This is a genomic window from Paenibacillus tepidiphilus, from assembly GCF_008635795.1.
Taxonomy (GTDB): Bacteria; Bacillota; Bacilli; order Paenibacillales; family Paenibacillaceae; genus Paenibacillus_AQ; species Paenibacillus_AQ tepidiphilus.
This window is the reverse complement of sequence record NZ_VWRQ01000001.1, coordinates 455,982-470,939: the sequence shown is the minus strand read 5'-3', so window position 1 is coordinate 470,939 and position 14,958 is coordinate 455,982. Positions and strand designations below refer to the sequence as shown.

The following is a 14,958-nucleotide window of genomic DNA, read 5'->3' as shown; positions in this document are numbered from 1 at the left end:
GGACGGGCCCGGCGGGCGTCAGTCCGGCCGGGCCCGTACCTATCGATACCGGACCTTAGCCTTTGACTGCGCCGCCCAGTCCTTCGACCAGATAACGCTGAATGAACATGAAGAGCAGGACGGGCGGAATCAGCCCGATGATGCTGCCGGCCGCCAGCGACGCGTACTGGACGCTGAATTCGCCGATCATAAACTTAAGGCCGATCGGAATGGTGAACTGGTCCGGCGTCGTAATGAAGGAGAAGGCGACCAGGAACTCGTTCCACACGCCGATGAAGGCGAAGGCGCTCGTGGCGACGATTCCCGGCAGTACAATCGGCATAATAATCGCGAAGATGATCCGCAGCCGTCCGGCCCCGTCCACCATCGCCGCCTCGTCGATTTCCTTCGGCGTCGAGGAGATGAAGCCCCGCATCAGGATCGTGTTGAACGGAACCTGAAGTACAATGTAGAACAGGATGAGCGCGTAAGGCGTGTTGATCATCCCGAGATTTTTAAAGATCAGGAAGAGCGGAATCACGAACAGAATCACCGGCATCATCTGGGTCGCCAGGAGCACCAGCATAAATGCGCCCTTGCCCTTGAATTTAAACCGGCTCATGGCGTAGCCGTTCATGACGGACAGCACCGTAATCGCCACGACGGACAGCACCGATACCAGCAGACTGTTCATGAAATACTGCGAGAAATTGTTGTCGTTCCACACCTGCACGAAATTCTCGAACGTAATCGGATTCGGAATATACCGGACAGTGCTGCTCAGCACATCGGCTTCATGCTTCAGCGAGGTGGAAATCGCCCACAGGAACGGAACCAGCACGAACAGAAGCGTCAGCGTGAGCGGAATGTAGAACAGCAGTCTGGAGCCGATTTTGCGGCGCATCTTACTATTCATCCTGCATCCCTCCCGAACGGTTCAGTCTGAGATACAGGACGACGAAGATCATCAGGAATGCGAAGGTGACAACACCCAGCGCCGAGCCGTAGCCGTAGTTCCCCTCCAGAATGGACGTCTTCATCATATAAATCGGCAGCGTGGTGGTCATATCCATCGGTCCGCCGTTCGTCATCGTAAAGATCATATCAATCGAGTTAAACTCCCAGATGGCCCGCAGCAGCGTGGCGAACACGATACTTTCCTTCAGGAAAGGCAGTGTGATGAAAAAGAGCTTCTTCACGCTCCCCGCTCCGTCCACCTCGCACGATTCATAAACCTCATGCGGAATGGTCTGCAGCGCTGCCAGCAGCGTGATGGCGAAGAACGGAATGCCGCGCCACAGCTCGGCGACGACAACAGAGCCAAAGACGGTGTGGATATTGGCCAGCCAGGCAACCGGCTCGGAGATAATCCCCAGCTTCATCAGGATATCGTTGAAGATCCCGATATGCTGGTTGAACATCAGCGACCACAGCATGGTAGTCAGGACCCCTGACACCGCCCATGGAACCAGCACCAGGGAGCGGACCAGACCGCGCATCTTGAACGCCTGGTTCAGCAGCAGGGCGACGATGAGTCCGAATACCAGCTGCAGCACGACCTCGATCACTACCCACTTCAGCGTGATCCACATGGAAGAGTAGAACATATCATCCTGCGTAAAAATATTCCGGAAATTCTCAAATCCGATATAACCCGCTTCCTGCAGCCGGGTGAAATCATAGCTCTGCACACTGAGATCAAAGACCCGGAAGATCGGGAAGACGAGCAGCCCCGCGATCAGCAGAACCGTCGGCGCGATCAGCAGGTACGGGAACCAGCGGTCGCCCATTCTTCTGCGTGAAGCTTTGGATTTGGCAGCCAGCGTCTGGCCGCCGGTTGATTGGGATAATTCCATAACAGCACCTCCACGCTTATCTTAATCCAAGGCGTGAAGGCGCTGAATAAAGGATCTTTTAAAGATTGTTTGTTTTCTTTAACAGGTTTGTTTTCTTAGCCCTGCTGCCTGTCCCTGCGGTACTCCGACGGCGACTTGCCGAAATGCTTCTTAAAGAGGACACTGAAGTACTGGGGGTTGCGGTAGCCTACCTGCTCCGACACCTCGTAGGACTTGGCATCTGTGGCGGACAGCAGCTCGGCGGCCTTGTCCATGCGCAGCTGAACCAGATATTCGCTGAAGTTCATGCCTTTATATTTCTTGAACAGCGTGCTGGCGTAAGCCGGCGATATATGCACATGGGCGGCAATGGCGGTCAGGTTCAGCTCTTCCTCGGCAAAATGCAGCCGGATATACTGCTCCATCTCCTTCAGCAGCGAGTGATGCGAGCTCTGCGAATGGCGGATCTCCCCGCTGACGAATACCCCGGCCCCGCCGAGAATCGGCTTCATCTGCGCGGCGGTCAGCGCCTCGCCGTACGAAAGCGCGATGCGTTCGATCCCTTCGCGGCGGCTGCCGAGGCCGATGCTGACCTGGATTTTCAGGCAGATCTCCAGCGTCCGGCGGAGCTCCTCCAGATGGGCGTTCAGCCTGTCTGCGGCACCTTCCTGTTCTTCCGCTTCCGGCACATTAAAGAGCAGATTGACCCGGTTGTTATAAATTGCCGGGTAGCGGTAAGGATAATCCGGCGACATTAGCTCGGAGCAAATATTATGAACCGAGAACAGCAGCAGCTCCGCATTGCCCCCTTCACCGGGGCGGGCAAACCGGCGGTTATCCTCCGGCTGGATCACCGCCACCTGAAAGCAGGCCTCCGGCGCTTCGATGCCGAGGTTCGCCAGCTCGCGCCGTGCCCACTCCGGATTCGCGCAGCCCTCCAGCAGCTCCGCGAAGAACTTGTTCCGGACCAGTGCCTCGCTCCTGCGGGCTTTCTCCGCTTCCCGCCTTTCCGTCAGCAAGGTGCCGGCGGCAGCTACAGCTGCATTCAGAATGACGTCGTTGTCCTCGTATTTCAGAATATAATCGGCCGCCTGCAGGCGCAGCGCCTGCTTGGCATATGAGAAGTCGTCGTATCCGGTCAGGAATACTACCTTCGTTCCGGGATAGTCCCCGTTGATCCGTTCTGCCAGCTGGAGCCCGTCCATGAAAGGCATCTGGATGTCCGTCAATACAAGCTCGGGCCGCAGCTCCTGCATCAGGGCAAGCGCCTCCTCCCCGTCGGCGGCCGTGCCGGCAACCTCGATGCCGGCCTGCTCCCAGCGGATATTTCGCTTGAGCCCTTCCCGGATCCACATATCGTCGTCCACAATCAGCAGTTTAATCATGATGCTCCTCCTCCTTCTGCGCCCGGGGCAGCTGCACGGTTACCCGGGTATATTTCATCTCCTCGCTTTCGAGGCTCAGCCCGTAAGCCGCCCCGAATTGCAGCGCCAGCCGCCGGTGGGCGTTCCACAGCCCAAAGGTCAGCGCTTCGTCACCTGCGCTGTCCGCCTGCAGTGACTCCCACAGCAGCTTGAGCCGCTCCGGCACGATGCCCTGTCCGTTGTCGTAAATCTCCAGCACAGCGGTGTCACCGTCCAATCTTCCTGTGATGGTGACGATTCCTTTGCCGCGCTTGTTCTTGATGCCGTGGTAGACGGCATTCTCCACCAGCGGCTGCAGCGTCAGCTTCGGAATGTGCAGCTTGAGCAGCTCTTCGTCCACATCAATGGTATAGTCGAAATCCTCGTTGTACCGGATATTCAGAATCAGCAGATAGCTGCGCACATGCTCGATCTCTTCCGCAACGGTGATCAGCTCGCGGCCCTTGCTGATCCCGATGCGGAAGTACCGGGTCAGCGCTCCGACCATCAGTGAGGCGCGTTCCCGCTCCTCCAGATCAATCAAGTGTTTGATGGAACCCAGCGTATTGTACAGAAAATGCGGCTGGATCTGCGCCTGCAGCGCCCGCATCTCCGCCCTGCGCTTCTGTTCCTGCTCCTCGCGCACCTCGCTCAGCAGCTGCTCTACCGAATCGGCCAGCCGGGTCAGGCCGGTCGCAAGCACCCCGATTTCATTGCGCTGGTCAATCTCGAAGCTGACGCTGAAATCGCCGCGCTCGAAGCGCTTGACCTGCTTGGACAAGTAGCGGATCGGGTTGCTGAGATTGCGCGCTGCCAGCGTCGCCGCTCCCGCAACCAGCACAAGGATCGCCAGCGTAACGGCCAGTACGATCCACTGGATGCGCTCCGCGCCTTCCAGAATATCCTCCTCCGGCACGATGGCGGCCAGCACCCAGCCGTTCAGCGGCAGCGTCTGGTAGGCGATGTCTATTTTCCGGCCCGCTGCACTGTCCACCGTAAGGCTTCCGCTCTCTCCGGCACGCCGCCGCAATTCCATAATCGTGCCGGGCTTGACCTCGTAGTCCTCTTTCAGCGCTTTGGAGAACAGCTCGCCGTCCGGACTGATCAGCGCCAGTGCGCCGTTCGGGCTGATCTGCACATTTTGCATAATCTCCAGAAAATAGCTTTCGCGCAAATTGATCAGCACGATGCCGCTGGAGGAGGAGGTGGGCGTGCCGATCATTTTGAAGCTGCTAAGGACCTTGCGGTCCTCCACCGTATCGAAGATGGCGTCCTTATGGCTGTTCAGCCAATAGTAGCCTTTGTCCGAAGTGTTATACCGCTGCTGCCAGGCAGGAAGGTCTATCGACACGCTTCGGGGCACGTATTCCTGCTGAAGATTGAAGGAGCGGCCGTTGTTAAACGCCACATATATCGAATCCACCATGGCATTATAGGAGTGGTAAACGCTTTCAAGACGATTATGCAGCTCAATAATGTCGTTGAATTTCTGCGGAGTATCCCCCTGGTCGTTCACGGACAGCAGATTGCGCAGGGACGTGGTATCCTCCAGATTAACGAGCTGCTCAAAGATCGTCAGAAATTTGTCATCCAGAAACAAAGCCGTCTGATACGTTGTATCCGCGAGTGAATACAGCGAGTTCTTGCGTAGCTGATCGCTTGCTGACCAGTAGGAGAATCCCCCGGTTGCAATGATGGACAGAATCATAACCGGCAAAAAAGTAATCAGCAGCTTGGTCTGGATGGGCTTATCCAGCAAGTAACGTTTCATGGCCTCTTCCTCTCCCGTAATTCGCCCGCACAGCCTCCTTATAGGACACCGGCGAGATATGTAAGGGCTTTAATAAATTCTGAGTCTAGCACACAATTCGACAAATAGAAACAAAACTTATTACGGAAAGCCGGGATGATAATCAGGATGCGAAGCCTCTGCGTTTATTTGATATGTGCGCAGCAGATATAAGGGTGAAACGATCCGCCGAGGTGCAGCAGAGATGTGTACAGCAGTGCGTGTGCAGCAAAGCTGGGTGCAGCAAAAAGAAGCGCCTCCGCGAAAGAGCGCTCCGGTAACCTGAATCAGAATCTACTACTCCAATACAAATAGATCGATTTTCGCAAACTAATATTCATGTTTTTGTGGATTTTTGCAGTCTTGTTGGATTATCGCCACTTAATTAGGACCTTATTGGCATAATCGGTGATTTTCATCCACTTTAAGTGGCGATTTTCCAATTAGATTGGTTATAATCTCCAGATTGGTGAAATTAGGTGGCGATTTTCCAACTACAGTGTGCGAACTAGGGCTGCCGTTGTCCATCATAACTATATAGAGTCGGCTGTCAGCGGTTCCTATCGCAATTAGCGGTATCATCCAGAAGTATAGCGCCCGGCAGCGGCCAGAAATCTTAACTTCGCTGAGCGTAACTATATAACCTCACTTAAAGGCAACCATAATCGCAGTAACTTGGAGCCTCCGATGGATAGGAGCATGCGGCTACCCGGCGCCCGGCAGCCCCCATTCCCAGGTCCCCTCCTGGCCGGACAGGATAACAGTCACCGGCGTTCCCGGCGGGGGCGCAATAGCGGCGCGGAAGTCTCCCGCCTCTGCAGCAGCCGCCAGAATGTGGCGGATCACTCCGCCGTGCGTCACCGCAAGCACTCTCAGTCGCTGCGGCTCATGCGGCTGTGGCGGGTTGTTGCTGCACGCTTGAGCCGCCCGGAGTTCCATCGCCGCCAATTTGATCTCCTCCAGCCAATCTTCGAGCCTTCCCGTGAAGCTTATCCAAGACTCCCCTCCCGGCGGTGCAACAGCCTGCGGATCATCAATCCATGCCCGGTATAGCTCGTTATTCTGGAGCTGCCCGTAATCGCAGCCTTCCCAGGCACCAAAATCCATTTCTCGCAGCCGCGGGTCATATGTGGCTACCGCATCAGCTTTATCCGTAAGCAAGGCCAGTGTCTCCCGGCAGCGGCGCAAATCGCTGCAATATACCCGCCAGAATTCCCCTTGCAGTGCGCCGTGCTCACGTAATGCAGCCAGAGCCTGTGTTGCCTCCGGAAGCAGCGGCAGATCGGTGCTGCCCAGATAGCGGCGCTCCAGATTCCAACTTGTATGCCCATGCCGGACGAGTACGAGCTCTATCTCAATGATAGAGCTCCCCGGCGTTACAGAGTTGGCGGGCACTATAGAGAAATCGGGCAGTTTAGGAGTTTCAGACACTCCTGAAGCTTCAGGCATTCCAGAGGTTGCAGGCATCTTAGGAGTTTCAGACACTCCTAAAGCTTCGGGCATTCCAGATATAGCGGGCAATTTAGGAGTTGCCTGTGCCCCAGGGCACGCTTTAGCAGCGGCTGTTTCCGGATCTGACCCGGCTGCTTCCCCGGATGTGCAATTGATTCCTTGCAGATGCATCTTCCTGCTCACGCTCCCCACCACAGCCAGGCCGCCGCAGCGCACAGGCAGGCAAATATCGCGGATGAGAGCAGCATCAGCCGGGATGTGGTCATTATGTCGTCCGGTTCATGCATCCGGAGCGGATCGCCCATATAAGCCCGGAACGAAGCCACTCCGTGGTAGACGTTGTATCCGCCGAGGCGGATGCCAAGCGCGCCAGCAACGGCTGATTCCGGGAAGCCGCTGTTGGGGCTGGGATGGAGCCGGGCGTCCCGTCGTACGGTGCGCCAGCATCTCCGCCAATCCAGCCGCAGCAGCCTGGCGCATAGTGTAAGCAGCAGCGCTGTTATACGCGCGGGTATGTAGTTGGCAACATCGTCGAGCCGGGCGGAAGCCCAGCCGAGGTCGCGGTATTTGTCGTTCTTGTAGCCGACCATGGAGTCCAGTGTATTGACTGCACGGTAAGCCATAGCCAGCGGTGCTCCGCCCAGCAGCGCGAAGAACAACGGCGAGATAATGGCATCGACGATGTTCTCGGCCACCGTCTCGACGGTGCCGCGGACGATCTCCGGCGCATCCAGCCCGGCCGTGTCGCGGCCGACAATCATGCCGAGCGCCTTGCGGGCCGCCGGCAGATCACCCCGCCGCAGCTCCGTATAGACGGCAAACCCGGCCTCCTTCAAGCCTTTAGCTGCGATTGTCGTGGAGATCAGCCAGGCCTCAGCCGCCCAGGCCAGCCAAGGAGCAATTAACGCAAGCAGCCAAAGCAGCAGCACTGTCAGTGCCCAGGAACCGCCGGCGACCAGCAGCGGCAGCAGTATGCCAGCCCACTTCAGTGCGTTCGGCCGGGTGCAGAAGCGGCGGATTAGCCGCTCCAAAGCGGTAATCGCCTTGCCCATGTAGACGACGGGATGGGGAAGACTGCGCGGGTCGCCAAAGATCAGATCCAGCACATAAGCGGTTAACAGGATTACAGCCGTCATCGCCGCATCACCCCCACCTGTCGCTGATGAGCGATCCGCTTGTATAGACCCATCGAGCAGCCAGGATGGTCCGGCAGCGTTCCTGAAATCCTTGCTCCATCCAGCTTCCGCTGACTCCCGAATTCCCGGGACTCTTCTGGCTGCTGAACATCCTCATACTTATGCGACTGCCGGGACTCGCATCTGTACCAGAGTATTACAATAGCTTCGCTCATTGCCCGTTCTGGCCTCGCCGCTCCGGCCCAACTGCCTGTGGCAAGCCTTCGCTTTCCGTTTCAATGTCCGGTTGGCCGGGCCGGGCCCGCTGCACTATCTGCGCTTCTGCACGGATCACCGAATTCAAGCTTCCCGTCACAGCACCGTACACCAGCCGCCCGATGGCTCCGCCCAGATCGGTAGCTGTCCCGGCATAAGTATGCTCCGCATGATAACGCCGGCTCTGGCTGACTGCCAGCACGATGGCATCTGTCGTGGTGCCGGTAGCGGTCAAGCCGGTCTCGCTGTCGGTGATGCCGAGATCGGCCAGCGCCGCAGCCTTGGCCTCTGTCGCCGTCATCACGGCGTTCACCATAGCCGCAGGGGTAAGCCAGCCGTCGATGCCGAGCATAATATTAATGGTGCCCGGCCGGTAAGCGGCCAGCACCGGCCGCTCCACACCCGCACGGGCGGCGTTCCCCGCAGCAGCAGTCACGCAGCAAAAAACACCCGCCGAGCCGGTATCTTCCTCGGCGAGCGCGGCATGATGCAGCGGCACCGCCGTCATCAGCCCGGCACAGCCTTCTGTGCCATACCCCCATTCACGCAGCCTGTTCTCCATATCGCGTACAGGATCGCTGCAATCATAATCCTTGCGGACATACAGATTTACAGCCCGTTTAAGCCGGCCCATTCCGCCTCCGTACACAGCGCTGGAAATGGCATCGGCCTCTGCCGGTAGCTCCAGCAGCAGATGGTCCTGCTTATACTTCAGCGTTAACCCGGACCAGACAAAGGAGTGGTACACCCCGCCTTTTGCAGTAGCAAAAGGGATTTTCACTTCTTCCATCGCTTCTCCCCGCCTTTAATTACTGAACTCGATGTACTGCATACCACCAGGAGTGTCTCTATATTAAGTGTGCTCCGACAATCTGAAGTCTCTCTGCGCCAGCTCTAGCGGACTCAGTAGAGGACCTTATTTTGATTTTAGCCCCATCCATGTGTTATACAGTCCGTGTGTGGTTAATCCATATGCCAGTCCGGCCGGCGTGATCAACGATCCGCGCCTTGAACTTCCCTCCCGCCTGCTACTCCACCGGCGCTCCCAGCACATCCCCCAGCTCCTGCAGCAGACGAGCGTTGTCGTCGCGGCCCTTAACCGCGACGCGGATATGGCCAGCCGTAAGGCCGGGGTACATCGCGCAGCTGCGCACCAGGATGCCGCGGGCGCCGAGCCGCGCCTGCACCTCCGCTGCGCTCCACGGCGCGGGCAGCTCGGCCAGCAGGAAGTTGGCCTCCGCCGGCGGCACGGCGCAGCGAAGCGCCATCAGCCCTTGCCGCAGCCGCCCGCGCTCTTCCGCGATCAGCGCGCGCGTACGCTCCTCGTAATCGCGCCCGCTGCGCAGGCAGGCTTCCCCGGCCAGCAGCGCCAGGCCGTTGACGCTCCAGCTCACCTGCTTGCCGGTCATGGCTGCGGCCAGCTCCGGGTGCGCCAGCGTGAACCCCAGGCGCAGCCCGGGGATGGCATAGAACTTCGTCATCGAGCGCACCAGCACCGTATGACGGTAAGCGGCCAGCTCCGGCAGCAGCGATTGCCGCTGCGCCTCCGGGATGAAGTCGATGAACGCTTCATCGACCGCCAGCACCGTCCCGCAGCGCTCCGCTTCGCGCGCCAGGAACCGCAGCTCGTCCAGGTCATACTGGACGCCGTTCGGGTTGTTCGGCTGGCCGAGCAGCAGCAGCTCCACCTGCGGGAGCAGCGCGGCAATCGCCTCCACCGGCGCCCGGTAATGCAGCTCCGGCTTTCCCCGCACAGCAAGCACCTCTGCGCCGAACTGCTCGGACAGGGTTCTGTACTCGGAGAAGCAGGGCTCGACGATACCCACGCGGCGCGGGGCTAGCGCCAGCAGCAGCAGCGCCATCGATTCCGCCGCGCCGTTCGCAGCGGTAAGCACTGCCGCTTCTACTCCAATACTCTCGGCCAGCAGTGCCTTGAACCGGCGGTGGCCCGGATCGGGGTAGGCCGTGATGGACGGCAGCGCTTCCGCAAGCTGCTCCAGCAGCCCCGGGGGCGGGCCGAGCGGATTAATGTTGGCGCTGAAGTCCAGGAACACGCCAGAGCCCTCACCATATAATTCTGCCGCCGTCAGCAAATCGCCGCCGTGGCCGTATTTTTCCAGCATGAGACAACCTCCAGTGAATACCAGCCTTGATCTTCCATTCCTCCAATTATTGCCGCTGTCGCGGACCCCCGTCAATGCTTGTCTTCATATAGAACACGCAGATATTCATCAGCACAGGCTATCTGTCCGGTGACATAGCCGCAGCCCGCCTAACACTACCCTCATCGTTCTGGCTTCCCTCCCCCTCCCCTTCCCTCTGCCTGCTCTCCCTTCTCTTGCCTCTCCCTAGCTAATTTCTGCATCAAGCTAATTCACCAACCATCGGCTTTGTGCGAACAGCGCTTTTCGTTTACAATAAATGCAGCAGTTAATCATGTTTAGGCGGAGGAATTCGACATGCTGTTCATTGATAACACCGGAATTACAGACGCATCCATCAACCTGGCCATTGAGGAATTTGCCCTGAAAAATCTGCCGATGGACGAAAGCTACCTGCTCTTTTATATCAACAGCCCGTCGATCATCATCGGCAAGCATCAGAACACCATTGAAGAAATCAACCAGGAATATGTCAAAGAGCACAACATTCAGGTCGTGCGCCGTCTTTCGGGGGGCGGAGCTGTCTATCACGATCTCGGTAATCTTAACTTCAGCTTCATTACCAAGGATGACGGACAGTCGTTTCATAATTTTCTGAAGTTCACCCAGCCGGTCATCGACTATCTGCGTTCCATGGGTGTTGAAGCCGAGCTGAGCGGACGCAATGACCTTCAGGTAGGCGAGAAAAAAATCTCCGGCAACGCCCAGTTCTCCACGCGCGGACGCATGTTCAGCCACGGCACCCTGATGTTCGACCTGAACCTGGACGATGTCAGCGCGTCGCTGAACGTCAATCCGGAGAAATTCAAATCCAAAAGCACCAAATCCGTACGCAGCCGCGTCGCCAACATCAAGGAACTGCTCGGCACCGACATGACTATCGAGGAATTCCGTGAAGGCCTGCTGCGTTCGATCTTCGGCATGGAGCCGGCAGAAGTGCCGCAGTACAAGCTGACGATGGACGACTGGGTCCGCATCAACCAGATTTCCAAAGAGCACTATCAGAACTGGGACTGGAATTACGGGCTTTCGCCGAAGAGCAACGTCAAGCATACGCGCAAGTTCCCGGCTGGTCTGGTAGACATCCGGATGGACATTGAGGACTCTTATATCAAGGATATCAAAATCTACGGCGACTTCTTCGGCGTCGGCGATGTGGCCGATGTGGAGAACGCGCTGCGCGGCAAGCGTTACGAACAGACGGAAGTGCGGCTGGCGCTGGCGGATCTTGAGCTGCAGCATTACTTCGGGCGGATTGAGCCGGAAGACTTCATCGGTCTGATTTTCCTGGAGGAATAACGGACAAGCTGTCCCTAACGGGAAATTCTCCGGTAATCTTCAGCGGAGACAACCCCTGTGTTTCGGCCACTGCCGTACGCCAATCCATTACCGGACATAATCCGCCCCTGAGCAAAAAAGAGCCCCACCCCGCCCCGGCGCAACCGGCGCCAAGCGGGAGTGAGGCTCTTTGGAGTGCCTGCTTACCCGCTAAAGGGAAGCAGCACAAAAGTATACAGGGCGAACGCAAGTGCCAGGACAACGAATACCTTCTCCACCCTGTCGCCCTTCTTCGTGCCGGTGCTCATCAGCTTCAGCCGCAGCTTCAGCGGCAGCGGCGGCAGCGGCGTAATCCCGCGCCGGGTCATGATATCCGCCGCCAAATGCAGGGCGTAGGCCATTCCGCCGGCGATCCACAGACTGCCGCCGTCCGCCAGGCCGGAGGAAGCGAAGTAGAGCAGGGCGGTCCAGCCGCCAAGCGCATACAGGGTATGCGTCAGACCCCGGTGGGGCACAACGGTGGCAATCACCAGAATGCAGGCGGCAATCGCATTCCATGGGGCATACACTTCAGCGAACGCCAACAGCCCAACGGCAATCAGCAGCATCACCAGATGGCGCAGCCGTCTGCCCGGCAGGAAGGATACGCTGCCGACCAGCAGCGCCAGCACCAGATTCCAGGGCGGTGCCGCGATTTCGGCCAGGTACAGGTAGATGGCTCCAGCAATCAGGGCCACCTGCAGCAGCCGCAGCAGCGGCTCCGGAAGCGCTTTGCGCACCAGCAGCGAATTTGGCTCGTCGATATCCGGCAGCAGCGAGCTGAGTGCGGCCACCGCCGCTGCCGGAATCGTAATCTCGTAGCCCAGAAGGCGCATAGCAGAGAGGGTAACCCCGGTGCCGATAATGAAATGGGATTTGCCCATCATGATAGTATTGCTCCTTTCTAGCTGTAACAGGGATATCCATTTCGCGGGACAGTGAAATAAGAGCAAATGTTCGGTTTTCGAAGTATACCAAGGCTGGACCGTTTTGTCCAGCCTTCCCTGCAGAAATAGCGGCAGCGCCTGTGCAGCCGGGCTTTTTACATGTTTACGGCTTGTCGTCCCTCTGGTTTTAGGATACAATTTGGACAACTTGAAGCTGAAGGTACAGCAAGAAAGGAGACACGCGCTTGAACCGCTCCCGAATCGCCGATCTCAGTCTGCTGCTGGTGGCGATGATGTGGGGCTGCACGTTTCTGATTGTACAGAACGCCGTACGCGTCCTGCCGCCGCTCGCGTTCAACAGCATCCGCTTTACCGGAGCCGCACTGCTGCTGGCGCTGATTACCGCCGTATTTTACCGCCGGGATTGGCAGCAGCTCAGCTGGCGCATGGTGGGCCATGCGCTGCTGCTGGGCCTTTTTCTGTTTATGGGCTACGGCTTGCAGACGGTGGGACTGCTCTATACAACCACCTCCAACACAGGCTTTATCACCGGCCTGTCGGTGGTGCTCGTCCCGTTCCTGTCGCTGGCGCTGCTGAAATCGCCCATCTCCCGGTTCACCTGGTTCAGTGCCGGACTCGCCGTAGCGGGCTTGTATCTGCTGACGTTCACCGGCTCCTCGCTGTCGCTGAACCTGGGCGACGGCCTGGTTCTGCTGTGTGCCGTCGCTTTTGCGCTGCAGGTCGCATATACCGGCGTGTACGCGCCGCGCTACCCGGCCCTGCCGCTGGCCACCCTGCAGCTCGCCTGCGTCGGGCTGCTGAGCACCGCCGCCTCGCTGCTGGTGGATGGCCCCGCTGTGCTGGGCGGCAGCGGCGCAGAGCTGGCCCGTCCGGAGGTGCTATGGGCGCTGCTCGTGTCTATCGGCCCCACCAGCGCGTTCGCCTTCTGGATTCAGACTGCCTGCCAGAAGTATACGACCCCTTCGCGGGTCGCCATTATTTATTCCATGGAGCCGGTATTCGCAGCCGTGACCGGACTGATCTTCGGCGGCGAGACGCTTGGCCTGTCCGCTGTGCTGGGCTGCCTGTTCATTCTCGCAGCCATGCTGACGGCGGAGCTTACCCCTGAGCCGGCCCGTAAGCCCTCAGGATAGGAGAACCCGCCCTGCCAGAAATAGTATAGAGATACCAAAGGAGAGAACACACATGTACAAATTGATTGCCATTGACATCGACGACACCCTCATTAACGACGACAAGGAAGTAACCCCTGCCACACAGACGGCACTGGAGCAAGCGGTAGCCGCCGGTGTGGTCGTTACGCTTGCCACCGGACGCGCTTATGCCTCCGCCCAGGCGATCGCCCGCCAGACCGGCCTGAACGTGCCGATCATCACGTACCAGGGCGCTCTGGTCAAGAACCTGATGGACGAGAAGGTGCTCTACGAGCGCTATGTTCCGCAGGAGGCCGTCCGTAAGCTGTTCCAATATTGTGTCGAGCATAACCTGCACCTTCAGACGTATATTGACGACAAGCTATACGCCCGCGAAGAGAACCAGAAGCTGGTCGAATACTCCCAGCTCAACAAGACCCGTTACTACATTGAGCCGGACTGGGAGAAGCTTGTAGAACAGCCTACACCGAAGATGCTCATTATCGACGACCCTGCTTTCCTTGACGAGCTGTCTCCCGTTCTGCGCGAGCTGCTCGGCGATTCCGTGCACATCACCAAATCGAAGCCGCATTTCCTGGAGATTATGCACCATGAAGGCACCAAAGGCCTCGCCCTGGAATTCCTCGCCGGACATTTCGGCTGCGACCTGTCCGAGACGATTGCCGTCGGCGATTCCTGGAACGACCATGAAATGCTGGAAGCCGCCGGCCTGGGCGTCGCCATGGCCAATGCCATTCCCGCCCTCAAGGAAATCGCTGACTTCGTTACGCTCAGCAACAACGAAGACGGCGTAAAGTACGCCATCGACAAGTTCATCCTGAACCCGGTGCAGGAAGCTTAAAGCAACCTCACAAAGCGGTGTCTTTACAAGGGGGAGAGTCAGTGCTTTGCGGGAACCCCGAAACAACCCCGCAAGTAAATACCAACAGGGTGCTTCGCTATAATGCGGAGCACCCTGTTATGTGTTGGGCGACTGTCTGTGACTGCCGGCTAGGCTAGTACCTTGACCCATTCAAATTTCAGGGTCTAAGTGCTTTAATTCGCCTCTAGCTTACCCGGTTATAAAGTGCCATTGCACCGATTTCTAAGCCTGGTTTCGTTTCACTTCCCACGCAGTCACTTCTTGCTGGAGGCTTTCTATGCAGCCAATTCGGCGATGCAAACACTAACGCACAGGTGAAATCAGGTGGCGATTTTCCACTACCCCTGAACAAGAGCAACATGAGAACTTTAAGGTACTGCCCTGCTTTTCGTGAGGTGAGCTTGGTTTGTGGATTATGGTCGATTTTTCAACTACGTTTGGCCTGTCTACCTTCACTGCAGCCCATTGTGGTCGGTTTTTTGACTACAATGGGTCTGTTTTCCTCCACGGCAAGACATTGTGGTCGATTTTTCAACTACGTTTGCCCTATTTACCTTCACGGTAGCCCATTATGGTCGATTTTTCGCCTACAATAGGATTAATTAGCCGGACTTTGCTGTTTGTCGGCCTGTTCACGGGATAGGGATCTAGGTGCGCGCGTCTCCAGCCTTACTCGCAAATAGATGGTGCACAGCTACAATTTGAT

At 57.7% G+C, this 14,958-nt stretch carries 12 protein-coding genes; 3 read left to right on the top strand and 9 right to left on the bottom strand.

Annotated features, from left to right (window positions below; genetic code table 11):
- Positions 1-55: 55 nt before the first annotated feature.
- From F1379_RS02110 to F1379_RS02075, 8 genes are all read right to left on the bottom strand, one after another.
- Positions 56-895 (bottom strand): carbohydrate ABC transporter permease, encoded by an 840-nt coding sequence (locus F1379_RS02110; protein WP_150265793.1) that lies wholly within the window; start codon positions 893-895, stop codon positions 56-58.
- The gene (locus F1379_RS02105) at positions 888-1,835 is read right to left on the bottom strand and encodes a carbohydrate ABC transporter permease (RefSeq protein ID WP_239004511.1); all 948 of its coding nucleotides are present in this window, start codon (positions 1,833-1,835) and stop codon (positions 888-890) included. Before F1379_RS02105 ends, F1379_RS02110 begins: the two co-directional genes overlap by 8 nt.
- Before the next feature lie 95 nt (positions 1,836-1,930).
- Complete coding sequence (locus F1379_RS02100; RefSeq protein ID WP_150265791.1) at positions 1,931-3,199, bottom strand: response regulator; 1,269 nt, start codon at positions 3,197-3,199, stop codon at positions 1,931-1,933.
- On the bottom strand, positions 3,192-4,988 hold the full coding sequence (locus tag F1379_RS02095; RefSeq protein WP_150265789.1) for a sensor histidine kinase: 1,797 nt from the start codon (positions 4,986-4,988) through the stop codon (positions 3,192-3,194). The genes F1379_RS02100 and F1379_RS02095 overlap by 8 nt, the downstream gene beginning before the upstream one ends.
- 723 nt (positions 4,989-5,711) lie before the next feature.
- Positions 5,712-6,437, bottom strand: a complete 726-nt coding sequence (locus tag F1379_RS02090; RefSeq protein WP_162551057.1) for a histidine phosphatase family protein — start codon at positions 6,435-6,437, stop codon at positions 5,712-5,714.
- 200 nt (positions 6,438-6,637) lie between these two features.
- Positions 6,638-7,594 (bottom strand): adenosylcobinamide-phosphate synthase CbiB, encoded by a 957-nt coding sequence (cbiB, locus tag F1379_RS02085; protein ID WP_150265785.1) that lies wholly within the window; start codon positions 7,592-7,594, stop codon positions 6,638-6,640.
- A 211-nt stretch (positions 7,595-7,805) separates the two neighbouring features.
- Positions 7,806-8,639 (bottom strand): adenosylcobinamide amidohydrolase, encoded by an 834-nt coding sequence (locus F1379_RS02080; protein ID WP_150265783.1) that lies wholly within the window; start codon positions 8,637-8,639, stop codon positions 7,806-7,808.
- 238 nt (positions 8,640-8,877) lie between these two features.
- A complete protein-coding gene (locus F1379_RS02075; protein WP_150265780.1) occupies positions 8,878-9,972 on the bottom strand; it encodes a pyridoxal phosphate-dependent aminotransferase in 1,095 nt (364 codons plus the stop codon).
- Between the two features lie 336 nt (positions 9,973-10,308).
- Between F1379_RS02075 and F1379_RS02070 the strand changes: the two genes are divergently transcribed.
- Positions 10,309-11,310, top strand: coding sequence for a lipoate--protein ligase (locus F1379_RS02070; RefSeq protein ID WP_150265778.1), 1,002 nt, complete (start codon positions 10,309-10,311; stop codon positions 11,308-11,310).
- Between the two features lie 182 nt (positions 11,311-11,492).
- Here the strand turns inward: F1379_RS02070 and F1379_RS02065 are convergent, their stop codons facing one another.
- On the bottom strand, positions 11,493-12,215 hold the full coding sequence (locus F1379_RS02065) for a metal-dependent hydrolase (RefSeq protein ID WP_150265776.1): 723 nt from the start codon (positions 12,213-12,215) through the stop codon (positions 11,493-11,495).
- Positions 12,216-12,460: 245 nt separating this feature from the next.
- On the opposite strand from F1379_RS02065, the gene F1379_RS02060 reads away from it, so the two are divergent.
- Entirely contained in the window at positions 12,461-13,369 is a 909-nt protein-coding gene (locus F1379_RS02060; RefSeq protein WP_150265774.1) for a DMT family transporter, read from the top strand.
- Positions 13,370-13,421: 52 nt separating this feature from the next.
- On the top strand, positions 13,422-14,231 hold the full coding sequence (locus tag F1379_RS02055) for a Cof-type HAD-IIB family hydrolase (RefSeq protein WP_150265772.1): 810 nt from the start codon (positions 13,422-13,424) through the stop codon (positions 14,229-14,231).
- The last annotated feature ends 727 nt before the right edge of the window (positions 14,232-14,958 follow it).

Coding starts and splice junctions, on each gene's coding strand:
- F1379_RS02110 (WP_150265793.1), bottom strand. CDS start 895: ATGAATAGTAAGATGCGCCGCAAAATCGGCTCCAGACTGCTGTTCTAC.
- F1379_RS02105 (WP_239004511.1), bottom strand. CDS start 1,835: ATGGAATTATCCCAATCAACCGGCGGCCAGACGCTGGCTGCCAAATCC.
- F1379_RS02100 (WP_150265791.1), bottom strand. CDS start 3,199: ATGATTAAACTGCTGATTGTGGACGACGATATGTGGATCCGGGAAGGG.
- F1379_RS02095 (WP_150265789.1), bottom strand. CDS start 4,988: ATGAAACGTTACTTGCTGGATAAGCCCATCCAGACCAAGCTGCTGATT.
- cbiB (WP_150265785.1), bottom strand. CDS start 7,594: ATGACGGCTGTAATCCTGTTAACCGCTTATGTGCTGGATCTGATCTTT.
- F1379_RS02080 (WP_150265783.1), bottom strand. CDS start 8,639: ATGGAAGAAGTGAAAATCCCTTTTGCTACTGCAAAAGGCGGGGTGTAC.
- F1379_RS02075 (WP_150265780.1), bottom strand. CDS start 9,972: ATGCTGGAAAAATACGGCCACGGCGGCGATTTGCTGACGGCGGCAGAA.
- F1379_RS02070 (WP_150265778.1), top strand. CDS start 10,309: ATGCTGTTCATTGATAACACCGGAATTACAGACGCATCCATCAACCTG.
- F1379_RS02065 (WP_150265776.1), bottom strand. CDS start 12,215: ATGATGGGCAAATCCCATTTCATTATCGGCACCGGGGTTACCCTCTCT.
- F1379_RS02055 (WP_150265772.1), top strand. CDS start 13,422: ATGTACAAATTGATTGCCATTGACATCGACGACACCCTCATTAACGAC.